Annotated in this window: 22 protein-coding genes; 16 read left to right on the forward strand and 6 right to left on the reverse strand. The window is 72.3% G+C overall.

The window, feature by feature from the left end; translation table 11 throughout:
* Positions 1 to 297 precede the first annotated feature (297 nt).
* From BMY61_RS05690 to BMY61_RS05700, 3 genes are all read left to right on the forward strand, one after another.
* Positions 298 to 1,659: an NAD(P)/FAD-dependent oxidoreductase gene (locus BMY61_RS05690; protein ID WP_042443979.1), complete on the forward strand. Its 1,362-nt coding sequence runs from the start codon at positions 298 to 300 to the stop codon at positions 1,657 to 1,659.
* Between the two features lie 176 nt (positions 1,660 to 1,835).
* Entirely contained in the window at positions 1,836 to 3,320 is a 1,485-nt protein-coding gene (locus BMY61_RS05695) for a glycoside hydrolase family 47 protein (protein ID WP_082014793.1), read from the forward strand.
* Positions 3,321 to 3,404: 84 nt separating this feature from the next.
* Complete coding sequence (locus BMY61_RS05700) at positions 3,405 to 3,800, forward strand: VOC family protein (protein WP_042443792.1); 396 nt, start codon at positions 3,405 to 3,407, stop codon at positions 3,798 to 3,800.
* 37 nt (positions 3,801 to 3,837) lie between these two features.
* Here BMY61_RS05700 and BMY61_RS05705 read toward each other — a convergent pair whose 3' ends face one another.
* Entirely contained in the window at positions 3,838 to 4,539 is a 702-nt protein-coding gene (locus BMY61_RS05705) for a hypothetical protein (RefSeq protein ID WP_425314666.1), read from the reverse strand.
* Positions 4,540 to 4,675: 136 nt separating this feature from the next.
* On the reverse strand, positions 4,676 to 5,152 hold the full coding sequence (locus BMY61_RS05710; RefSeq protein ID WP_425314667.1) for a hypothetical protein: 477 nt from the start codon (positions 5,150 to 5,152) through the stop codon (positions 4,676 to 4,678).
* A gap of 359 nt (positions 5,153 to 5,511) precedes the next feature.
* On the opposite strand from BMY61_RS05710, the gene pflB reads away from it, so the two are divergent.
* Entirely contained in the window at positions 5,512 to 7,782 is a 2,271-nt protein-coding gene (pflB, locus tag BMY61_RS05715) for a formate C-acetyltransferase (RefSeq protein WP_042443796.1), read from the forward strand.
* Positions 7,783 to 7,805: 23 nt separating this feature from the next.
* Positions 7,806 to 8,612 carry a pyruvate formate-lyase-activating protein gene (gene pflA / locus BMY61_RS05720; RefSeq protein WP_082014794.1) on the forward strand — a complete coding sequence of 269 codons (807 nt, stop codon included), beginning with the start codon at positions 7,806 to 7,808 and terminating at the stop codon, positions 8,610 to 8,612.
* Between the two features lie 177 nt (positions 8,613 to 8,789).
* On the opposite strand, the gene BMY61_RS05725 is transcribed toward pflA, so the two are convergent.
* Positions 8,790 to 9,302, reverse strand: coding sequence for a tetratricopeptide repeat protein (locus tag BMY61_RS05725; RefSeq protein ID WP_042443798.1), 513 nt, complete (start codon positions 9,300 to 9,302; stop codon positions 8,790 to 8,792).
* A gap of 185 nt (positions 9,303 to 9,487) precedes the next feature.
* Here BMY61_RS05725 and BMY61_RS43970 point away from each other — a divergent pair, with 185 nt between their 5' ends.
* Together BMY61_RS43970 and BMY61_RS05735 are read left to right on the forward strand one after the other, a co-directional pair.
* Positions 9,488 to 10,720 carry an SGNH/GDSL hydrolase family protein gene (locus tag BMY61_RS43970; RefSeq protein WP_052438412.1) on the forward strand — a complete coding sequence of 411 codons (1,233 nt, stop codon included), beginning with the start codon at positions 9,488 to 9,490 and terminating at the stop codon, positions 10,718 to 10,720.
* A 193-nt stretch (positions 10,721 to 10,913) separates the two neighbouring features.
* A complete protein-coding gene (locus BMY61_RS05735; protein WP_042443800.1) occupies positions 10,914 to 11,375 on the forward strand; it encodes a hypothetical protein in 462 nt (153 codons plus the stop codon).
* Here BMY61_RS05735 and BMY61_RS05740 read toward each other — a convergent pair.
* Both BMY61_RS05740 and BMY61_RS05745 read right to left on the reverse strand, forming a co-directional pair.
* Positions 11,360 to 12,421, reverse strand: a complete 1,062-nt coding sequence (locus tag BMY61_RS05740; protein WP_082014795.1) for a zinc-dependent alcohol dehydrogenase family protein — start codon at positions 12,419 to 12,421, stop codon at positions 11,360 to 11,362. The two genes, BMY61_RS05735 and BMY61_RS05740, sit on opposite strands and share 16 nt — an antisense overlap.
* Positions 12,418 to 12,864, reverse strand: a complete 447-nt coding sequence (locus BMY61_RS05745; RefSeq protein WP_042443802.1) for a hypothetical protein — start codon at positions 12,862 to 12,864, stop codon at positions 12,418 to 12,420. The genes BMY61_RS05740 and BMY61_RS05745 overlap by 4 nt, the downstream gene beginning before the upstream one ends.
* Before the next feature lie 85 nt (positions 12,865 to 12,949).
* Between BMY61_RS05745 and BMY61_RS05750 the strand changes: the two genes are divergently transcribed.
* The 5 genes from BMY61_RS05750 to BMY61_RS05770 all read left to right on the forward strand — a co-directional run bounded on the left by BMY61_RS05750 (position 12,950) and on the right by BMY61_RS05770 (position 16,462).
* Positions 12,950 to 13,753 carry a helix-turn-helix domain-containing protein gene (locus BMY61_RS05750; protein WP_042443804.1) on the forward strand — a complete coding sequence of 268 codons (804 nt, stop codon included), beginning with the start codon at positions 12,950 to 12,952 and terminating at the stop codon, positions 13,751 to 13,753.
* Positions 13,754 to 13,841: 88 nt separating this feature from the next.
* On the forward strand, positions 13,842 to 14,414 hold the full coding sequence (locus BMY61_RS05755) for a winged helix-turn-helix domain-containing protein (protein ID WP_042443806.1): 573 nt from the start codon (positions 13,842 to 13,844) through the stop codon (positions 14,412 to 14,414).
* A complete protein-coding gene (locus BMY61_RS05760; RefSeq protein ID WP_052438413.1) occupies positions 14,411 to 15,367 on the forward strand; it encodes an MFS transporter in 957 nt (318 codons plus the stop codon). The genes BMY61_RS05755 and BMY61_RS05760 overlap by 4 nt, the downstream gene beginning before the upstream one ends.
* A complete protein-coding gene (locus tag BMY61_RS05765) occupies positions 15,367 to 15,666 on the forward strand; it encodes a hypothetical protein (protein ID WP_052438414.1) in 300 nt (99 codons plus the stop codon). The genes BMY61_RS05760 and BMY61_RS05765 overlap by 1 nt, the downstream gene beginning before the upstream one ends.
* A 91-nt stretch (positions 15,667 to 15,757) precedes the next feature.
* A complete protein-coding gene (locus tag BMY61_RS05770) occupies positions 15,758 to 16,462 on the forward strand; it encodes a lysophospholipid acyltransferase family protein (protein ID WP_042443808.1) in 705 nt (234 codons plus the stop codon).
* Here BMY61_RS05770 and BMY61_RS05775 read toward each other — a convergent pair.
* Positions 16,446 to 16,700 (reverse strand): hypothetical protein, encoded by a 255-nt coding sequence (locus tag BMY61_RS05775; RefSeq protein ID WP_143094179.1) that lies wholly within the window; start codon positions 16,698 to 16,700, stop codon positions 16,446 to 16,448. The genes BMY61_RS05770 and BMY61_RS05775 overlap by 17 nt on opposite strands.
* Before the next feature lie 210 nt (positions 16,701 to 16,910).
* Between BMY61_RS05775 and BMY61_RS05780 the strand changes: the two genes are divergently transcribed.
* Genes BMY61_RS05780 through BMY61_RS05795 form a run of 4 tightly spaced genes read left to right on the forward strand, consistent with a single transcriptional unit; the run spans position 16,911 to position 20,944 of the window.
* A complete protein-coding gene (locus BMY61_RS05780) occupies positions 16,911 to 17,858 on the forward strand; it encodes an STM4015 family protein (RefSeq protein ID WP_042443812.1) in 948 nt (315 codons plus the stop codon).
* Positions 17,859 to 17,877: 19 nt separating this feature from the next.
* Entirely contained in the window at positions 17,878 to 18,852 is a 975-nt protein-coding gene (locus BMY61_RS05785) for an STM4015 family protein (RefSeq protein ID WP_042443814.1), read from the forward strand.
* A gap of 5 nt (positions 18,853 to 18,857) precedes the next feature.
* Complete coding sequence (locus tag BMY61_RS05790) at positions 18,858 to 20,051, forward strand: STM4014 family protein (protein ID WP_439646581.1); 1,194 nt, start codon at positions 18,858 to 18,860, stop codon at positions 20,049 to 20,051.
* 59 nt (positions 20,052 to 20,110) lie between these two features.
* Positions 20,111 to 20,944 carry an STM4013/SEN3800 family hydrolase gene (locus BMY61_RS05795; protein ID WP_042443821.1) on the forward strand — a complete coding sequence of 278 codons (834 nt, stop codon included), beginning with the start codon at positions 20,111 to 20,113 and terminating at the stop codon, positions 20,942 to 20,944.
* Positions 20,945 to 20,964: the final 20 nt, after the last annotated feature.

Here is a 20,964-nt window from a genome sequence, read left to right on the forward strand (position 1 = left end):
ACGGCTTCCGTCCATGACGACCAGCGCGGTGGACGTCCCGGCGGACCCGCGGGCCGACGGACGCGAACGACCGGGGGACCGCCGGACGCGGACCTCCGGGCCTGGGGGCCTGCGGACCCGCCCTGCCGCCGCGACACGGCGTTCCCGGACGGTCGTGCGCGGTGGCGTGGGTCGCGCGGGCGTGCGAGTGTGGCGAGGAGCAGTGACCTGCGCTGGCCCAAGGTCACCGGAGGGGCGCTGCGACCACGCCTGACAGTGACCACGACCGAGTGACCACGACCGTGAGGGATGGGCACGATGGAACGACCCCGGATCCTGGTGGTCGGCGGCGGCTTCGCCGGCGTCGAGTGCGCGCGGCGACTGGAACGCCACCTCGCGCCGAGCGAGGCGGAGATCGTGATGATCGCGCCGTTCAGCTACGAGCTGTACCTCCCGCTGCTGCCGCAGGTCGCGGCCGGCGTGCTGACCCCACAGTCCGTCGCGGTCTCCCTGCGCCGGATGCTGCGGCGGACCCGCATCGTCCCCGGCGGGGCGATCGGTATCGACCCGAAGGCCAAGATGGTGATCGCCCGCAAGATCACCGACGAGCTGGTGGCCGAGCCGTACGACTACCTGGTGCTCGCGCCGGGCAGCGTCACCCGGACGTTCGACATCCCGGGCCTCAGCGACCACGGGCGCGGGATGAAGACGCTGGCCGAGGCCGCCTACGTGCGCGACCACGTGCTCTCCCAGCTGGACCTTGCCGACGCGGCCACCACCCAGCAGGAGCGGATCTCGCGCCTGGGCTTCGTCGTGGTCGGCGGCGGCTACGCCGGCACCGAGACGGCGGCCTGCCTGCAGCGGGTGACCGCGGCCGCGGTGCGCCGGTACCCGCGCCTCAACCCGAACCTGATCAAGTGGCACCTGGTCGACATCGCCCCGAAGCTGATGCCCGAGCTCGGCGACAAGCTCGGCACGACCGCGATGGACCTGCTGCGCAGGCGCGGCATCGACATCGCGCTCGGGGTCTCCGTCGCCGAGGTCAACGACGACACGGTCAAGCTGACCGACGGCCGGATGATCCCGGCCCGCACGCTGATCTGGACCGCGGGCGTCGCGGCCAGCCCGCTGGTCGCCACGCTGGACGCGGAGACCGTGCGCGGCAGGCTCGCGGTGACGGCCGAGATGCGGGTGCCGCAGTGCGAGGGTGTCTTCGCCCTCGGCGACGCGGCCGCGGTGCCGGACCTGGCCAGCGGCGACGGCGCGGTCTGCCCGCCCACCGCCCAGCACGCGCAGCGGCAGGGCAAGGCCTGCGCCGACAACGTGATCGCGGCGCTGCGCGGCCAGGAGCTGAAGCCGTACTTCCACAAGGACCTCGGTCTGGTGGTGGACCTGGGCGGCGCGGACGCGGTCTCCAAGCCGCTCGGCATCGAACTGCACGGTCTCGCCGCCCAGGGCGTGGCGCGCGGGTACCACCTGATGGCGCTGCGCACCAACGTGGCCAAGGTCCGTGTGCTGACCAACTGGATGCTGAACGCGACCGCGGGCGACGACTACGTGCGCACCGGCTTCCAGGCCCGGCGCCCGGCACGACTGCGCGACTTCGAGTACACCGACTCGTACCTGACCAAGGAGCAGATCCGGCAGCACACGGCCGCGCTGCACGCGCGCCAGCAGTAGCGTCCCGCAGCGGATCGAGAGGTTCACGCCCTGGGCGGCGGGTTGCGACCAGCGCCGTCCAGGGCTCGACGATTCTGGCATGCACCCGCCATTAATGTCACCCGTCCGTGGGCTTTTGCCGACGACACGATGATCCTGCGGATGGGCACAGGAGCAGCGGTCCTACCTTTGCGTGCATGCTCGGTCACCCCACGTCGCCACAGCTGCCCCACCCCTCCCGCCGTCTGCTGCTCGGCTACGCCGCAGGCTCGGCGCTGCTGACGGCGACGGCGGCGGCCGTCCCCGGCGCACAGGCCGCAGCGCAGGCAGCGCCCTCCCGCAGCGCCTTCGCGTCGGCCGACACCCCCGACCGACCGCCGATGCCCGGCGACGCGCAGGCCGCGGCCGCGATCCGCGCGGAGTACCTGCACAGTTGGTACGGCTACACGGCCCACGCCTGGGGCTACGACGAGCTGCGCCCGCTCAGCGGCGGGCACAACGACTTCTTCGCCGACGGCCACAGCTTCGGCCTGTCCATGGTCGAGGCCCTGGACACGCTCTACCTGATGGGCTGCGACCGGGAGTTGGCGAGCGCACGCAGCTGGGTCGAGGACAACCTGGACCCGACCCAGGACGTGGACATCCACGTCTTCGAGGCGATCATCCGCCTGGTCGGCGGGCTGGTGGCCGGCTACCTGACGACGCGCAGCGACAGTCTGCTCGGCCGCGCCCAGGAGTTCGCCGACCGGCTGCTGCCGGCCTTCACCTCCTCCCCCACCGGGATCCCCTACACCCACGTCAACCTGCGCACCGGTCAGGTCCGGGGCCACGAGGTCGCCCTCGCCGAAGCGGGCACCAACATCATGGAGTTCGGCGCGCTCTCCGCCCTGCTCGGCGACCCCCGCTACTACGACGCCGCCATGCGGGCCTACCGCGCGGTGCTCTCCCGGCGCAGCTCGCTCGACCTGCTCGGCACCACCATCGACGCAGAGAAGGGCCGTTGGGTCGACGACCACTCCACCGCGCCCAACCCGCCGGTCGACTCCTTCTACGAGTACCTGTGGGGCGGCGGCCGCCTCCTCGGCGACGGCGAACTGACCCACTGGTACCACACGTTGACGCGCGCGGTACTCGCCCACCAGAGCGACCGTCGGGACGGCCACCCCTGGTACCACACCGTCGACGCGTCCACCGGCGCCCGAACCGGCCCCACCCACCAGTCCGAACTGGCCGCCTTCTACGCCGGCCTGCTCGGCAAGGGCGGCGACGTCCCGCGCGGCGCGGCGTACTTCGACTCCTGGACGGCGGTCCTGGACCGCTACCCGGTCCTGCCGGAGACCATCGACTACACCGACCTCTCCGTCGTCGACCAGGGCAGCCAACTCCGGCCCGAGTACGCCAACTCGGCCTTCGACCTCTGGCGCCTGACCGGCGACGCGCGCTACAAGCAGGCGATGTGGCGCTGGTTCGACCGCCTCCGCACCCACCTGCGCGTCCCGGGTGGCTACACCGTCGCCGACGAGGTCACCCCGACCTCCGTCCGCCTGGACGACCTGACCCCGGGCTACTGGTTCGCCGAGAACCTCAAGTACGCCTGGCTGGTCTTCTCCCGCACCCCCCGCTTCGACTACCGGAACGGCGTCCTGTCCACCGAGGGCAAGGTCCTGGCCGGAGCGCTCTGACCTCCGTCCTCGGCCGGGAGACCGAGGACGGATCGGTCCGACGGCCGGTACGTCGAGGTGGGGCCGCCGCCTAACGTGCGGGGTATGGAGATTCCGCAGCACCACCGGCAGGCAGTCATCCCGCACATCATGGTGGACGGCGCGGCGAAGGCCGTCGAGTTCTACGAGCAGGCGTTCGGCGCCACCGAGTTGTTCCGGCTCAACCGGCTCGACGGCACCGTCGCCCATGCCGAGGTCGCCGTCGAGGGCTCGGTGTTGATGCTCAGCGACCCCGACGAGGCGCCGTTCGGGCCGCCGGGCGGCGCGGCGTCGGTGGTGCTGCACGTGTACGTGCACGACGTGGACGCCGTCACCGCACGGGCGGCCTCCGCCGGTGCCGAGGTGATGGCAGCGGCGGAGGACAAGCCGTACGGGCTGCGGCAGTCGATGCTGCGCGACCCCTTCGGCCATGTGTGGATCCTGCTCCACCCACTCCCCTGACGGTCGGTCACCTCAGCCCCGGGTGCGCACGGCTGGATCACTTCAGGCCGAGACGGCTCTCCGCCGTGCTCCAGTCGGAGGCGATCGCCTGCTGGGCCTGGGCCAGCGTCACCTGACCGCCGCAGACGGCCGTGTGCAGGCGGGTCTCGACGGCGTCCTTGGGGTTGTTGGGGCCGGCGCCCGGGGCGTGGCCCGGGGACGGCGGCTCGACCCAGAGGTTGCGCGGGTCGTTCGGGTCGCCGCCCAGCTCCAGGCTGACGAGGTGGTCGTACTCGGCGTCGTGGAGCTGGCCGGTGTAGCCGTAGGAGGCGGCGTTCTTGCGCTTCTCCGAGTCCGTGACGGAAGCCGGCGGCCGGATCCCGCCGGTGTAGCCGCCCTTGCGGCAGATGGTCTGGCCGAGGTCGGCCTGGGTCACCGCGGGCGAGAGCGCGCCGGGGGTGCACGTGGGGTCCGGCAGCGGCTGGCCGTTGTCACTGCGGTAGTGGCAACTGCCGGGCGCGGGCTGGGCCGCGACGCTGTAGTGGGACTGCGGGCCGGGACCCTCCGCGAGCGCCGCGGCGGCGTCCCCGGCCCGCGCCGTGCCCGCGGCGGTGGCACCGCCGGAGGCGCGGTCGCCGGAGCTCGACGACGATCCGGGGGTGTGGGAGCAACCCGCGACGGCTGCGGCGAGCAGGACGGAGGCCACAGCCAGCACGGGGCGGGCCAGAACGGGGCGGGCCAGGACGGGGCGACGGCGCAAAGGAGTTCCTTGGTACGTTCAGGTGAGGGTTCGGTGCCGCGGGCCAGCCTCCCAGATCCGCCGTTCGCGTGGTCGGGATTCCGCTTCTGACGGCGCGTCGCCCGAACGGCCGCTACCCTCGGTCGCCCGCAGGTGCTCACCCACCGGTTCGCTCCGCGCCGTCCGGCCAGACGCGGACCACCTCGACGCCCGCCTCCCGGCTCAGCCGCACCAGCTCCCCCGTCCCGCCGGGCCCGGCCGGCGGTCTTCCGTCCCAGACGGCCACGACCACGTCGGCGCGGCTCAGCAGCACCTCGTTGGCCGCCTGGTAGGCCTCGTGCGAGACCTCGGAGTACTGCAGCTCGTGGACCTCGACCGCCGCGCTGACCAGGCGGTCGAAGCTCGGGGCATGGGCCGAGTCGCCCCGGCTGGCCCGGTAGTCGCGGGCCGGCAGCACGACCACGAGGTCGCCGCCCGCGTCGACCAGTTCCTCGGCGAAGATCGTGTCGGCGCCCGCCGCCAGGCAGCTCAGACCCACCAGCGGGCCTTCGGCCGCACGGGCGGTCAGCAGCTTGCGCAGCTCCGCCCGGACGAGCTCGGCGGTCCGGTCGGTCAGATCCCTGTGCCCTGTCACCGCGAGCGTCACCACAGTCTCCCCTTCGTCGCAACCGTGGCCCGGCCCTCGCGCCGACGCGGCACGTGGCGTCACCGGCCCCCGGTGACATGTTGCCCGGCCCGGCGGGCGGCGATACGGCGGTATCCGGGCAGGACGCGCTCGACGGGGCCCGTCGCGGGGCGCCCTGGTTCACCCGTTCGGAGCATCGTCGGCACGACGCGGAACGAACGCGCCCCGTGTGCCCTCTGTCCGTGTCGAGAGGACCTTCGTCCCACGAAGTGGGGACGATCGCCGCGATCACGGCGGCCCGCCCGGGAGCAGGCTGAGGACAGAGAAGTTCTGCAGCAGTGCACCCACCTTTGTCAGGGGAGCGAGCAATGACCGTCCAGTTCAGCGACTCCACGCAGACGGGAGAGGCCTGGGAGGGCTTCCGCGGCGGGCTGTGGCGCGACGCCGTCGACGTCCGCGACTTCATCCAGGCCAACTACACCCCGTATCTGGGCGACGACACGTTCCTGGCCGGTCCGACGCCGCGCACCTCCGCGGTCTGGAAGAAGATCACCGACCTGTTCCCCGAGGAGCGCCGCAAGGGCGTGCTCGACATCGACGCGCACACACCCGCGACGATCACCGCGCACGGTCCGGGCTGGATCGACAAGGAGCAGGACCTGATCGTCGGCCTGCAGACCGACGCCCCGCTCAAGCGCGCCATCATGCCGTACGGCGGCTGGCGGATGGTCGCGGGCGCACTGGAGACGTACGGCTACCCGGTCGACCCGGAGCTGGAGAAGGTCTTCACCGAGTACCGCAAGACCCACAACGCGGGCGTCTTCGACGCCTACACCCCGGAGATCCGCGCCGCCCGCAAGGCCGGCATCGTCACCGGCCTGCCGGACGCCTACGGGCGCGGCCGGATCATCGGCGACTACCGCCGCGTCGCCCTCTACGGCGTGGACCGCCTGATCGCGGTCAAGCGGGAGGAGAAGGACGAACTCAACGCGATGCCCGCCGAGGGCCGCTCCATCGAGGAGACGATCCGGCTGCGCGAGGAGCTGTCCGAGCAGATCCGCGCGCTGGGCGAGCTGAAGGCCATGGCCGCCACGTACGGCCACGACATCTCCGCCCCGGCCCGCGACGGCCGCGAGGCGATCCAGTGGCTGTACTTCGCCTACCTGGCCGCGGTCAAGGAGCAGAACGGCGCGGCGATGTCGCTCGGCCGCACCTCGACCTTCGTCGACGTCTACCTGGAGCGGGACATCGCAGCCGGACGGCTGACCGAGTCCGCGGCGCAGGAGCTGGTCGACGACTTCATCATCAAGCTGCGCATCGTCCGCTTCCTGCGTACGCCCGAGTACGACGAGCTCTTCTCCGGCGACCCGACCTGGGTGACCGAGTCGATCGCCGGCATGGGCGAGGACGGCCGCCCGCTCGTCACCCGCACCTCGTTCCGCTACCTGCAGACCCTCTACAACCTGGGCCCGGCTCCCGAGCCGAACATGACGGTCTTCTGGTCGCCGTCGCTGCCGCAGGGCTTCAAGGAGTTCTGCGCCAAGGTCTCGATCGACACCTCCTCGGTGCAGTACGAGTCGGACGAGCTGATGCGCCCGCGCTTCGGCGACGACACCGCGATCGCCTGCTGCGTCTCGGCGATGCCGGTCGGCAAGCAGATGCAGTTCTTCGGCGCTCGGGTGAACCTCGCCAAGACGCTGCTCTACGCGATCAACGGCGGCCGCGACGAGAAGTCCGGCGCGCAGGTCGGCCCGGCCACGGGCGCGGTCAGCGGCGAGGTGCTCGACTTCGACGACGTGATGCGCCGCTTCGACCAGCAGATGGAGTGGCTGGCGGACGTGTACGTGCACGCGCTCAACGTCATCCACTACATGCACGACCGCTACGCCTACGAGCGCATCGAGATGGCGCTGCACGACCGCGACGTGCGCCGCACCATGGCCTGCGGCATCGCCGGGCTGTCGGTGGCCGTGGACTCGCTCTCCGCCATCAAGCACGCGAGTGTCAGCGTCGTGCGCGACGGGACGGGCCTGGTCACCGACTACGTCGTGGACGGGGAGTACCCGGCCTACGGCAACAACGACGACCGGGCGGACGAGCTCGCGGTCTGGCTGGTCGAGGAGTTCATGAAGAAGGTGCGCAAGCACCCGACGTACCGCGACGCCGAGCACACGCAGTCGGTGCTGACGATCACGTCGAACGTCGTGTACGGCAAGAAGACCGGCAACACCCCGGACGGCCGCCGCGCGGGCGAGCCCTTCTCCCCAGGCGCCAACCCCATGAACGGCCGTGACACGCACGGCTACATCGCCTCCGCGCTGTCGGTCGCCAAGCTCCCGTACGACGAGGCCGAGGACGGCATCTCGCTCACCAACACCGTCACTCCGGACGGCCTGGGCCGCACCCGCGAGGAGCGCGTCACCAACCTGGCCGGCGTGCTGGACGGTTACACGGCGAGCAACGGGTTCCACATGAACGTCAATGTGCTCAACCGCGACACGCTGCTCGACGCCATGGAACACCCGGAGAACTACCCGCAGTTGACCATCCGCGTCAGCGGCTACGCGGTCAACTTCGTCCGCCTGACCAGGGAACAGCAGCTCGACGTGCTGAACCGCACGTTCCACGGCACGCTGTAGATCCCGCACCACTGGAGGCCCGCATGTCCGTCCACGCCGTGTCCCGCGTCCCGCGCACTCCTGTGCCGCAGACCCTGGCGGCCACCGTGACCCAGCGTCCGGTGTCCGGCTCGGTCCACTCCTGGGACCTCTCCACCGGCGTGGACGGACCGGGCACCCGGTTCGTCACCTTCCTGTCCGGCTGTCCGCTCAACTGCCTGTACTGCCACAACCCGGACACCAAGAAGATGCGCAACGGCACCCGCACCTCGGCGGACGACGTCGTCGCCGAGGCCACGAAGTACACCACCTTCATCCGCGCCTCCGGTGGCGGCGCCACGGTCAGCGGCGGCGAGCCGCTGCTGCAGCCCGTCTTCACGGGCGAGCTGCTGCACCGTTTCAAGCACGAACTCGGCCTGCACACCGCACTGGACACCTCCGGCTTCCTCGGCCCCCGCGCGACGGACGCGCTGCTGGCCGACACCGACCTGGTACTGCTGGACATCAAGTCCTGGGACCGCGACCTCTACCGCCGCCTCACCGGCCGCCCGCTCCAGCCGACCCTGGACTTCGCCCGCCGCCTGGCCGATCTCGGCCAGGACGTCTGGGTCCGCTTCGTCCTGGTCCCGGGCCTCACCGACGCCGAGGAGAACGTCGCCGGCGTGGCCGCCTTCGCCGCCTCGCTGGGCAACGTCTCCCGCGTGGACGTGCTGCCGTTCCACAAGCTCGGCGCGTCCAAGTACGAGGCCCTCGGCGAGCGCTTCGAGCTCGCCGACACCCCCTCCCCCACGCCCGAGCAGGTCGCCGCGGCGCGGGCGATCTTCGCCACCGAAGGCCTCAACGCGGTCTGACCTGGGCTCCGGCACCTGGTTCACCGGTCCAGGGCACGGCGCGGGGAGGCACCGAGTGCGGCGATCCGCCGCTGCGACACCTCGGCGGACAGGACCGCCTGGGAGCCGTCGCCCGCCGACTCGACCAGATCGGAAGGGTCCTGGGCATCGACCTCACCGCACCCACCGCACTGATCCCTACTCGGGGCGGCCGTCGGCGAGCCACTGGGCGAGGCCACGCAGCCCGACGGCCCACCGGCCGAGGTCGGTGACCTCGGGGTGCGTGGTGACGACGGTGAGCAGCTCGGCCACCGCCTCGTCCGCCCGCTGGGCGTCGTTGAGCGTCAGGGCACGGAAGACGCGCACGGAGTCGGAGTCCGGGAACTGCGCGCGGGCGCGGTCGAGCACCGCCAACGACTCGTCCAACTTGCCCAGCCACCGCAGCGTACTGGCGTACTGGCACAGGCAGCGGCGCAGCACGTCACCCTCGAGCCCGAGGACGAGCGCCCGTTCGTAGTGGCCGCGAGCGGTCTCCTCCTCGCCTGCGGTGTCGTAGGCGCCGGCCACTTCGTACACGAGGACGGGGTGGTCGGGATGTTCCGCGAGCAGGGCCTCGAAATAGGCGATCGTCGGTGCCATGTTCGCCCGGTCGCGCTGCTCGTAGCCGCGCTGAATCGCGTCAGCCAGTTCCGGCGTCAATTCGGTCGCCATTGTCGTGCTCCCGTGCAGGTACAGAGTCTCGATGATCGACTCACGGTATCCCAGCGCCCACCAGAGGTAGGAGATCGGCAGTAGTTGATCAAAAGCCGCACGGCGCCGCCCCCCTCGGGCAATCCTGGGACGGCCTCGAAGCCCACCCCGTCGGGGTGGGCGGGACAGGCCGGCAGGGGGGAATCATGCACGAGAAGCTGTGGCGGGCCTGGGTCGTGGTGCTGATGGCACTGGCCTGCACGATGGCGGGCGCCGCAGGCGTGAGCGCCGCGGCGGCCGGGAGGCCGTCCGTCAACGGGCCGGTGAGCGCCCGGGCCGGCAGTACGGTCACGGCGGCGCACTGTGAGTTGGCGTACTCGGTCCTCACGGACTGCAGCAGCCACAATCCGCAGATCACCATGGACATCTACAACTTCGGCGACACGTCGGCGTGCACGTTCAAGATCCACATGGACTGGGGGGACGGCGGCAAGGGGCAGGACTTCACCAAGCCGGGAGGCCCCAACGGCCGCGAGTTCCTGGCCGACCACGCCTACGGCAGCCGCGGGGTCTACCACCTCACGATGACCGGCAGCGTCGTGTCCGGGCCGTGTGGCTCGGGCAGCGCCTCCTACACCTTCCGGCTGCGGGGCGTCACCGGGAAGCTCCGCCTGGCGGCACTCGGCGACTCCTACTCCTCGGGCGAGGGAGCCGGAAACTACGACCGCACCACGCCCGAGGGCTGCCACCGGTCGGCGGACGCCTGGGCGCGACTGCTCCTCAAGCTCAGCCCCAGGACGCTGACCGCGCAGCAGCTCATCGCCTGCTCGGGAGCCACCTCGGCGGCGTTGGAGGGCAAGGTGCACGGGCAACCGAACCAGCTGAAGGAGCTGCAGGCCCTGCGGCCGGCGCCGGATCTGGTCACCTTGAGCATGGGCGGGAACGACGTCGGATTCTCCAAGGTGCTGACGGACTGCTTCCTGATCTACGTGTACGGCCACGGGGACTGTGACACCAACGGCACCCTGACCAAGGCCGCGGACAAGATCAAGGCCGAACAGCCGGTCCTGGCCGCCGACTACGCGGCGGTGCGCGCGGCCGACCCGACGGCCACCATCCTCGTGGTCGGCTACCCGCGCCTGTTCCCCGCCGCGCAGCAGCAGGTCGATCCGGGCTGCCACTGGCTCACCGACGACAAGCGCGCCGGACTGAACGCACTGGCCGTCCAGCTCAACGGCGTGATCCGCGCGGCCGCCGCCGAGGCCGGCGTGAACTACGTCGACGTCAGCAGGGCCCTCAACGGCCATGAGGCCTGCGCTCGCGACCCCTGGGTGGTTCCCATCCACCTCGGCCTCAACCAGGAGATGGGCCACCCGACCTACTTCGGCCAGTACGCGATCGCCCGTCTGGTCAACACCTACATCGGCCGGCGCCTCTGACTCCTCCCTTCCGTCACGCCGGCCGGTGCACGACACCACGCTGCTGCACCGGCCGGCGTTCGCCCCGGAACGGCCCGTCCGCGGCATGTCTCCACCCCGGCGGAGGATGTCCAAACCGCCGAAAGACGGGGGCAGTCGGCATGATCCGTCCGACTACGATCACAGCGGACACACAATTGAGGGGGACTCACATATGCGCATCGCGCGCTTCGCCACAGCCGCCACGGCGGCCGTCGGCCTCGCACTCACCGCCGCCGGGGCTGCGCACGCCGACACCCGGGCCCACGGATCCGTGCCGCCGGGGGCGTCGTTCTCCTGGGGCTGGAGCTACCTGCCCCAGCACAACGACCTCAAGGCCGGACAGAAGTTTCCCGTCAACGTCGGCGGCGTCACCGAGTCCTACACGGGCACCATCGTGGTCTGCCTCGACGCCACCCAGAACCTCCAGAACCTCCACGCCTGGCACCTGCTCTGCACCGCGCCGAACCACACCAAGGCCAAGGCCGCCGGCTACGGCATCCTGCCCAAGGCCGGGACCTGGCTGCTCACGCCGGAGATGTACCGGCTCGTCCTCGACGGGCGCCACCCCGCTCGGCTGGTGCCGCTGTACGGCGACGCGGCCGGAACGGCCGAGCTCGTTCACGTCGACCGCTGAGCCGGCGACCCGTCACAGGTGACGACGACCTTGCCGAACGGCGTGCCGTCGCGGAAGTACCGGTAGGCCTCCGGTGCCGCCTCGAACGGGAACTCCTGGTCGACGACCGGCCGCAGCCGGTGCGCGGCCAGGGTGCGGTTCATCGCCTCGAAGTCGGTGCGGCTGCCGACCGCGATGCGCCGGATCGACACGTAGTTCCCCGCGAAGGGGTCCACCGGGGGCTCAGTGGCCGGAAAGGCCCCGACCAGGGTGATGCGCGCGTTGTAGGCCGCGGCGGCGACGGACTTCGGCAGGGTCGGCAGGCCGACCGCGTCGACGACGTGCTCCACCCCGTTGCCGCCGGTCAACTCCCTGACCGCGGAAGCCCAGTCGGGCGTCTCGGACCGGTCGACGACCGCGTCGGCGCCGAGTCCCCGCAGCCGCTTCGCCCTCTCGGGCGAGGAGGTCACCGAGACGACGCGCGCGCCGTGCGCCCGCGCGAACTGGACGGCGAACAGCGCGACCGTGCCGCTGCCGACCGTCAGCAGCGTCTCCCCCGGCCCCGGCGGCGTCGGCTTGGTGACCGCCGCCCACGCGGCCACCCCGGCACAGGTCAGGGAGGCCGCCTCGGCGTCGGTGAGGTGCTCCGGCACGTGGACCACCGACTCCTCCGCCAGCAGCACGTACCGGGCCAGCCAGCCGTCGTGGTTGGCCCCGTACTGCTCGCGCACGTCGGCGAGCCGCTGCGGGCCGGCCACCCAGCGCCGGAAGTAGGTACCGGTGACCCGGTCCCCGACGGCCGCCAAGGTCACCCCGGGGCCCACGGCGACGACGTCTCCCACGCCGTCCGACAGCGGGACGACGCCCGGCGTGGCGGGGATCGGGTACGTGCCGTCCAGCAGCATCAGGTCACGCCGGTTCAGGGATGCGGCCCGCACCCGGACCAGGACCTGCCCGGGGCCGGGCTCGGGTCGCTCCTGCGGCTCGACCCGAAGGCCGCCCAGCCCCCGCAGGGGTTCGAGGGCGTACCGGTGGGCGAGGGCGTCCGTCGACGCGGTGGCGCTCACGCGACGAACTGGTGGTCGGTGCGGATCCGCGCGTCGGCGGCGAAGGTGAGCACGTCGAAGCCGGAACCGGCCACGCTCCCGTCGGCCCGGTCGCGCATCACCCAGGTGAAGGAGGCCGCCGCGCCCGCCTGCCGCAGCGGCTCACCGTCCAGCTCGAAGACGTACCAGCCGGGGGCGACGAACCTCTCGTAGGCGTGCCGGACCCGGGCGTCGAAGGCGTCGTGGCCGCGCACCACGAGCGGCGGCGCGGCGATGCCGTAGCGGGCGGCGCCCTCCCGGATCTCCTCAGGCGGGTTGACCAGCACCTGGACCGCGTCGGGCGACCAGACCTGCCGGATCAGGCCGGCGCGTCGATCGGGGTCGGGCTCGTTCCACTGGGCCAGGTAGCGGTCGAGCAGCTGCCTCAGTTCGACGTCGGTGGGTTCGTACGGTTCGTAGGTCATGCCGACGAGTCTGGGCAGCGGCCTGCGGTCCTGCGATTCCCTGGAAGGTATCGCGGGACCGCGCCACGACGGTGAGGATGGCTCCATGACGATCACGGCGGAACCGACCGGGTTCGCGACCGAGCTGCGCCGCTGGCGGACGCTGCGGCACCGGAGCCAGCTGGACCTGGCGATCGCCGCCGACACCACCCAGCGCCACCTCAGCTACCTGGAGCAGGGCCGCTCCCGTCCTGGCCGCGAGATGGTGATCCGGCTGGCGGAGACACTTGGCCTGACCCTGCGCGAACGCAACGCCCTGCTGCTGTCGGCCGGTTTTGCGCCCGCCTTCGAGGACTCCGGCGGCCTGGACGCCCCGCGACTGGAACCGGTCCGGACGGCGCTGCGCGGCATCCTCGACGGCCATCTGCCTTACCCGGCGGTGGTCGTGACCCGCCACGGGGTCCTGGTCGAGGCCAACGCGGCGTTCAGCCTCTTCACGGAGGACTGCGCGCCGGAGCTGCTGCGCCCGCCGGTGAACCTGCGCCGACTCGCCCTGCACCCGCGGGGCATGGCGCAGCGGGTGCTCAACCTGCCCGAGTGGGGGCGCCACGTCACCGAGTCCATGCGCAGCCGCCTCCGCGCCAGCCCCGATCCCGAGCAGGAGCGGTTGCTGGCGGAGTTGGAGAGCTACCTGCCTCGCAGCGAACCCCCCGGCCCCGACTATCTCGGCTTCGCCGTCCCGCTCCGGCTCCGCACCGAGGCAGGCGAGTTGCGCCTCATCACCACCCTCACGAGCTTCGCCACCGCCACGGACGTCACCTTGGCGGAGCTGCACCTCGAAGCCTTCCTCCCCGCCGACGAACCGACGGCCGCCCGTCTGCGCTCACGGGCCCGGACCGGCCAGGCCTGATTCCTGAAAGTGCCTTTCGCATCCTCTTCGGGCGTGGTTGACTCCGAAAGAGGCTTTCAGAGTTCGAACGGACCGGAGAGGTCGCACCATGCCCGAAGAGGCCCGGGTCTTCCTCGACGACCCCGACGCGCTGGCGGCGCTGACCCATCCGATGCGCACCAGGCTGCTCACCCACCTGATGGCCGAAGGCCCCACCACCGCCTCCCAGGCGGCGCGCGCGGTCGGTGACACGCCGTCGAACAGCAGCTACCACCTCAGGATCCTGGCCAAGTTCGGCTGGGTCCGCCCCGACACCTCGGCCGACGGCCGCGAGCGGCCCTGGCGGGCCCTGGTGACCGGGTTCACGATCGACCTGTGCGCCGACCCGGAGAGTCCGGCCGGACGCAACGCGCTCGCACTGACGGCCATGACGGTGCAGCAGAGCCAGCAGGAGGTCCGCGAGGCCCTGGCCGACTTCCGGTCGCTGGGCCCGGATTGGCAGCGTGCTTCGTCCTACGGCAGCTACACGCTGCGGGTGACGCCCGACGAACTCGCAGGACTCACCGAGCAGATCGACGCGCTCTTGCGCCCGTACCTCGCCGCGACCCGCGAGGAGCGCCCCAAGGGTTCGGCCCTCGCCGGAGTGGCTCTCCAGGCCTACCCCAGGAAGGACGGCTCGTGAACACGCTGCGCACCAACCGCGACTTCCGCCTCGTCTGGACGGCCGGCCTGATCTCGGACACCGGCGACTGGATGCTGCTGGTGGCACTGCCGGTCCTGGTGTACCAGGCGACGGGCTCCACGCTGGGGACCGCCTTCGCCTTCCTTGTCGAGTTGCTCCCCGTGCTTCTGGTGACACCGATCGCCGGCCGCCTCGCCGACCGCGGGGACCGGCGGATCCTGCTGGTCGCCGTCTCGCTGCTCCAGGCGGCGTTCCTGCTCCCGCTGCTCGGCGGGTCGCGTCTGCCGATCCTCTACGCCGTGATCGCCGTGCAGGCAGTCCTGGCCTCCGTCTTCGACGCGACCAAGAACGCGCTGCTCCCGACTCTGGTCCCGCCGTGGCAGTTGGTCTCCGCCAACGTCTTGATCGGGCTCAACCAGAACCTCGGCCGCCTCGTCGGCGCGGCCCTGGGCGGCATCGCACTGGTCGGCGGCGGAGTCTGGATCGTCACCCTGGGCGACACCGCGAGCTTCCTCCTCTCCGCCGTGCTCATCGCCCGCGCGCGAGCGGGCGCAGCGCCCCCGCCGTCCGGCTCACGGGAAGCCCGGACGGCGGGCTCGGCAGCCGGCAGCCCCTTCTCGCGCCGACCGATCCGCGCGAGCCTCGCCGTCCTCGCGCTGACGGCCGTCGCGCAGGGCCTGTTCGTCGTGCTGTTCGTCGTCTTCGTCGCGCGCACGCTGCACGGCAGCGCAGCAGAGAACGGCCTGCTACGCGGCGTCCAGGCGATCGGCGCCCTCGCCGGCGGCCTGGCACTCGCGAGAGCCGGCAGCGTCCGGCCCGGCAGGCTGACCGGCGCGGCGTGCCTGGCGCTGGGAGCACTCTCGTTGACGGCCTGGAACCTCCCGCACCTCACACCTGGGAGCCGGTCTACATCGCGCTCTTCGTCACGGTCGGCCTGCCCGGGCTCGGTGTGATGTCCGGACTGACGTCCGCGCTCCAGCTGTCGACCGTGGACGGCGAGCGCGGCCGCGTGTTCGCGATGTCCGGGGCGGTCAACTCGACAGGACAGGCCGCCGGGATGCTCGCCGCCGGCCTGCTGGGCGACCGTCTCCCCCTCGCCTGGCTGCTCGACGCGCACGGCCTGTTGATCGTTCTCGGCGGAGTGGTCGCACTGCTGTGGATGTCGGCTCGGACACCCTCGGCGATCACCGCCGCGGCCGGAGCGGACCCCGGCTCCACGCACACGTCGCCCGAGCCGGACCACGCCGTGTAGCGCTGCAGCGGAGGCCTGCGCGGCCGCCAGGGCATCGGGTTGAGTACGGCGACTCAGGCGCAACGTTCTGACCGCACGCGACAATCGCCGCATGCTCAGTGACGTCGCCCGTCGGGTCGTGCCCGTGCTGGGGCGGTTCCGTGTCGCTCCCGGGCGGTTGCCCCAGGGGCCCTGCATCGTGGCGGCCAACCACAGCTCGCTGATCGACCCGGGCGTGGTGCTGGCCGCGCTCCGACGGCTGGGTGAGCCGAGGCCGGTGGTGCTGGCGACGGCCGGGCTCTGGCGGATCCCGGTGCTGGGCAGGAAGCTTCGGGCCGAGGGGCACATCCCCGTGCAGCGCGGCACCGCGCAGGCCGCGGCGGCGCTGGAGGCGGCCGAACGGGAGCTGCGACGGGGCCGGGTCGTGGTGATCTACCCCGAAGGGCGCCTGCCCCGCCGGCCGGACTCCCGCGACGACGCACCGCAGGAGTTCCGCACCGGACTGGCCCGGCTGGCGCTCGCCACCGGCGCGCCCGTGGTACCGCTGGGCCAGGCCGGCTCACGGCGCATCACCTCGGGAAGCACCCTCAAGCAGATCGCCGGGGTGGTCACCGCACCCGTGCGCCGGCCCAGGATCCAGGTCACCCTCGGTCCGCCCGTCCGGCTCACGGGCTCGGTCGCCCAGGCCACGGCCCAGGCTCACATGGCCGTGACCGAGGCCTGGCACGCGGCGATGGACGCACTCGGCGCCGCGCAGCACACCGGGTCCGCAGCGCGACCGCAGGCTCCGGGCGCGTCGGTCAGACGGCGACCTTGACGGCGCCCCCGCTCGGGCTCGCGGTGTCCCACTGGTACTGGTCGCCGACCCCGGCAGCGACATCGGTGTTGCCGTTCGCGGGCTGCACGGAGGGAGCCTGGATCAGCGGTCCGGCCGCGACGGCGGAGTAGGTACGGCCCGGGTCGAGCGAGTCCGCGCGGGCATGGGCCGCCGGGCCGAGGAGCGCGGCCCCGGCGATGGCGGCAGCGGCGACGGCCTTCACGGCCCCGCCTGTCACCCCTCCTGGCATGGTTGTCCCCCGTTCGTCTGTCAGCCCTCGGCGGGCGGACGGTTCAGGGTCCAGCGAAGCACCGGAATCGGGCGGTCAGCACCACCGAACGGCGGGAACCTGTCCCGCTGCCCCGGGTCCGGTGTTGTCAGTCGTACCTGATAGGAAGAGGCCGCTGTCCCCGTCCGGCTGTCCCGTCCCCGCACTGGAGTGCCACCGATGTCCGCACGCCATCTGACCGAGTTCCACGGCCTCCCGGTCTTCGACTTCCCTTCCGCCAGCGCCGCCGAGACGCTCCCGGAGCCCGGCGGTGTCGCCTGGCGGCTGCGGTACGACTGGGACGACGAGTCCGAGCAGTTCGAGCAGATCTGGCAGCGGTTCCTCGGCGCCGTGCGCACCGAGGACGTGCGGGCTCTCGTGGTCGGGGCCTGGGAGGAGGAGATGTTCGAGGACACCCTGGGCCCGGTCCTGCAGCGGGTCGTCGACGCGCGTGACCGCTTCCCGGCGCTGCGCGCCTTCTTCCTCGCCGACGTGGAGTCCGAGGAGAACGAGATCTCCTGGATCCAGCAGGTCGACCTGGCCCCGCTGCTGACCGCGTATCCGCAGTTGGCGGAGCTGGGCGCGCGCGGTGGCCACCGCGTCTTCACGCCCGTCGACCACGGGGCCCTGCGCAGTCTGCGCCTGGAGTCCGGCGGCCTGGCCCGTGAGGTGGTGCGGGGCATCACCGGGAGCAAGCTGCCCGCGCTCGAGAGCCTGGAGCTCTGGTTGGGCGTGGAGGAGTACGGCGGCGACACGACCGTCGCCGACCTGGCCCCACTGCTCGACGGCGGGGCCTTCCCGGCGCTGCGTCATCTCGGCCTGCAGGACAGCGAGCTCCAGGACGAGATCGCGGCCGCGGTCGCCACCGCGCCGGTCGTCCCGTCGCTGACCTCGCTCAGTCTCTCCATGGGCGTCCTGACCGACGCGGGTGCCGAGTCCCTCCTCGGCGGTCAGTCGCTCACCCACCTCGACCGGCTCGACCTGCACCACCACTTCCTGTCCGACGCGATGATGCAGCGGCTGCGCGACACCCTCGAACCGGCCGGCGTCGAGCTCGACCTGAGCGACCGGAGCACGCCGAGTGAGTGGGGCGGCGAGCAGCACCGCTACGTCGCCGTCTCCGAGTGACGCAGGGAGGAGCCGCATCATGAGCGTCGAGAACCACCTCACCACCTTCCACGGCCTGCCCGTCGTCGACTACGCCGCCCTGATGACGAAGGGCGAGCCGCTCCCCGCACCCGACGCCGTCGCCTGGCGCCTGGCCGTCGACCCCGGCGACTGGTACAATCCCCGGCCCGGCGGGTTCGACGGCTACGACGCCGTCTGGCAGGACTTCCTGGCCCGTGTCGACGTGCACCGGGTCCGCGCGCTGGTGCTGGGCTGCTGGGACCGGTCCGCGTACGAGGGCATCGAGGACCTTCGGGACCTGCTCGTCGACCGCGCGGGGTCGTTCCCCGCGCTGCGAGCCGTCTTCCTCGGCGACCTGGTCCGCGAGGAGAGCGACATCGCCTACCTGCACCAGTGCGACCCGGTCCCGCTGCTCGACGCCTTCCCGCTGTTGGAGGAGTTCGGCGCACGCGGCGGCCACCAGGGCTGCGGGCCGTTGCGCCACGCCGCGCTGCGCACGCTCCGCTTCGAATCCGGCGGCCTCCCGGCCGAGGTGGTCCGGGCCGTCGCCGAGGCCGAGCTGCCGGCGCTGGAGAGCCTGACGCTCTGGCTCGGCGTCGAGGACTACGGCGGCACGAACGACGTCTCCCTCCTCGCCCCGCTGCTGGAAGGCCGGCGCCTGCCCGCCCTGCGGCACCTCGGCCTCGCGGACAGCGAGGTGCAGGACGCGATCGCGGCCGCCGTCGCCACCGCACCGGTCGTCGCCCGGCTCACCTCACTCGACCTCTCCATGGGCGTCCTGACCGAGGCCGGGGCCCGGGCCCTGCTCGAGGGTCAGTCGCTGACACACCTCGAACACCTCGACCTGCACCACCACTTCCTCAGTCAGGAGACGTCCGACGCGCTGCGCGCCGCGCTGGAGCCGGCGGGCGTCGTGCTGGACACGAGCGACCCACAGATCCCTGAGCAGTACGGCGAGGGTGACCCCTGGTTCTACGTCGCCGTCTCGGAGTGACGACGGTGTCCGCCCACTCCCCCGTGCGCTACGCGGTCGTCGGCGTGCCCGGCAACCGCCGTGTCGCGATGTTCGCCGAGGCCGTGCGCGCGGCGGGTCTCGGCGAGCCGGTCGTCGTCCCGTGGCAGGTGGTGGTGGAGGCGGCCGCCCGCCCCGAGGTCTCCTCGGACGTGTCCGGCGGGCCGTTGGCGCTGCCGCCCGGGTGCCTGATCCGGGTGGACTCGCCCGGCGAGGACGCCGCCGTCGACCGGCTGCTGCGCGGTCACGCGCTCGGGGCCGGCTGGGCGCCGACGCGGGTCGAGGGTAGTGCGGCCTGGTACGCGGGCTTCCGTCGCGCCCTGCACACGCTGGCCACCGCCGCGGCCGAGACGCCCGGCTGCCGTCTCCTCGCCGATCCGGACGAGATCGGCGTCATGTTCGACAAGCGGCTCACCCATGAGCGGCTCAGCGCCGCCCGGGTCCCGGTCCCGCCGGTGCTCGTCCAGGGCCCGGGCGGCCTCTCCGGTTGGGAGGAGCTACGGGAGCTGATGCACGAACAGCGCCTGCCGCGGGTCTTCGTCAAGCCGGCCCACGGCTCCTCCGCCTCCGGCGTCGTCGCCCTGGAGCTCGGCCCCGGAGGCCGGGCCACCGCCACCACCTCCGCGGAGCTGGCGGTGGCGCAGGACGGCAGCTCACAGCTGCACAACTCCCTCCGGGTCCGCCGCTACCGGTCCGAGCCGGAGCTCCGGGCGCTCTTCACCGCGCTCGCCGCCGAACCCCTGCACGTCGAACGCTGGGTGCCCAAGGCGACGCAGGGTGGGCGCGCGGCCGACGTGCGGGCCGTGGTGACGGCGGGTCGGGCCACGCACCTGGTCGTGCGCACCAGCGGCCACCCGATGACCAACCTGCACCTGGGGGGCCGCCGAGGCGACCTGTCCGGGCTCAGGGCGGCGGTCGGCGCCGGCTGGGGGTTGCTGCTGGAGACGGCGGAACGCGCGGCGGCCTGTTTTCCCGGCAGCCCGTCCGTCGGGGTGGATCTGCTGCCCGGCATCGGCTGGCAACGCTTCCGGGTCGGCGAGGTCAACGCCTTCGGCGATCTGCTGCCCGGCCTCACCGGCTTGCCCGGCAGCGGCGCCGAGGGCCGCGACACCTACGCGGCCTTCGTCGCCGCCACCGCAACACGCCCGTCCACGCACCGAGAGCTCCTGACATGCCCCTGAACGAACCGCACCCGAGCGCTCCCAGGGGCGGTGGTGTTCCCCGCTCCCCCGATCTCGACATGAACGAGATCGTCGGCAGCCACGACATCCTCCTCGTCACCCTCGACACCCTGCGCTTCGACGTGGCCCAGGAGCTGGCCACGGCGGGCCGGCTGCCGAAGCTCGCCGCCGCCGTGCTGCCGGGCGGGCGCTGGGAGCGCCGGCACAGTCCCGGTAGCTTCACCTACGCGGCCCACCAGGCCATCTTCGCCGGGTTCCTGCCCACTCCGGCCGAGCCGGACGGCCCGCGTGAACGCCTCTTCGCCGCTCGCTTCGCGGGCAGCGAGACGACGGCCCCGGCCACCTACGTCTACGACACCCCCGACCTCGTCTCCGGCCTGGCCACCGCCGGCTACCGCACGGTCTGCATCGGGGGGGTGGGGTTCTTCAACAAGCAGGCAGCGCTGGGTTCGGTGCTGCCCGGCATGTTCCAGGAGAGCCACTGGTCGCCCGAGCTCGGGGTCGCCTCACCCACCTCCTTCGAGTCCCAGGTCGACCTGGCCGAGCGGATCTCCGCCGGCCAGCGGCCCGACCAGCCGCTCTTCCTCTTCGTCAACGTCTCGGCGCTGCACCAGCCCAACTGGTTCCACCTCCCCGGTGCGACTCGCGAGCACGGCGACAGCCGTGCCTCGCACGCCGCCGCGCTGGAGTACGTGGACGCTCATGTCGGTCGGCTGTTCGCGGCGATGCGGCGTCGGCGCCCGTGCCTGGCGATCGTCTGCTCCGACCACGGCACCGCCTACGGCGACGACGCGTACCACGGTCACCGGCTCGGCCACGAGGTCGTGTGGACCGTCCCGTACGCGCACGCCGTGCTGCCTGCCTCCCCCTTCGCCGCCGAGGAGACACCGTGACCGTCACCGATCTGCCGTTC

Origin of the sequence: Streptacidiphilus jiangxiensis, assembly GCF_900109465.1 — a bacterium.
Classification (GTDB): Bacteria; Actinomycetota; Actinomycetes; order Streptomycetales; family Streptomycetaceae; genus Streptacidiphilus; species Streptacidiphilus jiangxiensis.

Bases quoted from the DNA above. Each gene is read 5' to 3' on its own strand.
- BMY61_RS05770 (WP_042443808.1), top strand. From the start codon at position 15,758: ATGCTCAGTGACGTCGCCCGTCGGGTCGTGCCCGTGCTGGGGCGGTTC.
- BMY61_RS05765 (WP_052438414.1), top strand. From the start codon at position 15,367: ATGTCCGGACTGACGTCCGCGCTCCAGCTGTCGACCGTGGACGGCGAG.
- BMY61_RS05785 (WP_042443814.1), top strand. From the start codon at position 17,878: ATGAGCGTCGAGAACCACCTCACCACCTTCCACGGCCTGCCCGTCGTC.
- BMY61_RS05745 (WP_042443802.1), bottom strand. From the start codon at position 12,864: ATGACCTACGAACCGTACGAACCCACCGACGTCGAACTGAGGCAGCTG.
- pflB (WP_042443796.1), top strand. From the start codon at position 5,512: ATGACCGTCCAGTTCAGCGACTCCACGCAGACGGGAGAGGCCTGGGAG.
- BMY61_RS43970 (WP_052438412.1), top strand. From the start codon at position 9,488: ATGCACGAGAAGCTGTGGCGGGCCTGGGTCGTGGTGCTGATGGCACTG.
- BMY61_RS05690 (WP_042443979.1), top strand. From the start codon at position 298: ATGGAACGACCCCGGATCCTGGTGGTCGGCGGCGGCTTCGCCGGCGTC.
- BMY61_RS05695 (WP_082014793.1), top strand. From the start codon at position 1,836: ATGCTCGGTCACCCCACGTCGCCACAGCTGCCCCACCCCTCCCGCCGT.
- BMY61_RS05735 (WP_042443800.1), top strand. From the start codon at position 10,914: ATGCGCATCGCGCGCTTCGCCACAGCCGCCACGGCGGCCGTCGGCCTC.
- BMY61_RS05750 (WP_042443804.1), top strand. From the start codon at position 12,950: ATGACGATCACGGCGGAACCGACCGGGTTCGCGACCGAGCTGCGCCGC.
- pflA (WP_082014794.1), top strand. From the start codon at position 7,806: ATGTCCGTCCACGCCGTGTCCCGCGTCCCGCGCACTCCTGTGCCGCAG.
- BMY61_RS05780 (WP_042443812.1), top strand. From the start codon at position 16,911: ATGTCCGCACGCCATCTGACCGAGTTCCACGGCCTCCCGGTCTTCGAC.
- BMY61_RS05700 (WP_042443792.1), top strand. From the start codon at position 3,405: ATGGAGATTCCGCAGCACCACCGGCAGGCAGTCATCCCGCACATCATG.
- BMY61_RS05795 (WP_042443821.1), top strand. From the start codon at position 20,111: ATGAACGAGATCGTCGGCAGCCACGACATCCTCCTCGTCACCCTCGAC.
- BMY61_RS05755 (WP_042443806.1), top strand. From the start codon at position 13,842: ATGCCCGAAGAGGCCCGGGTCTTCCTCGACGACCCCGACGCGCTGGCG.
- BMY61_RS05725 (WP_042443798.1), bottom strand. From the start codon at position 9,302: ATGGCGACCGAATTGACGCCGGAACTGGCTGACGCGATTCAGCGCGGC.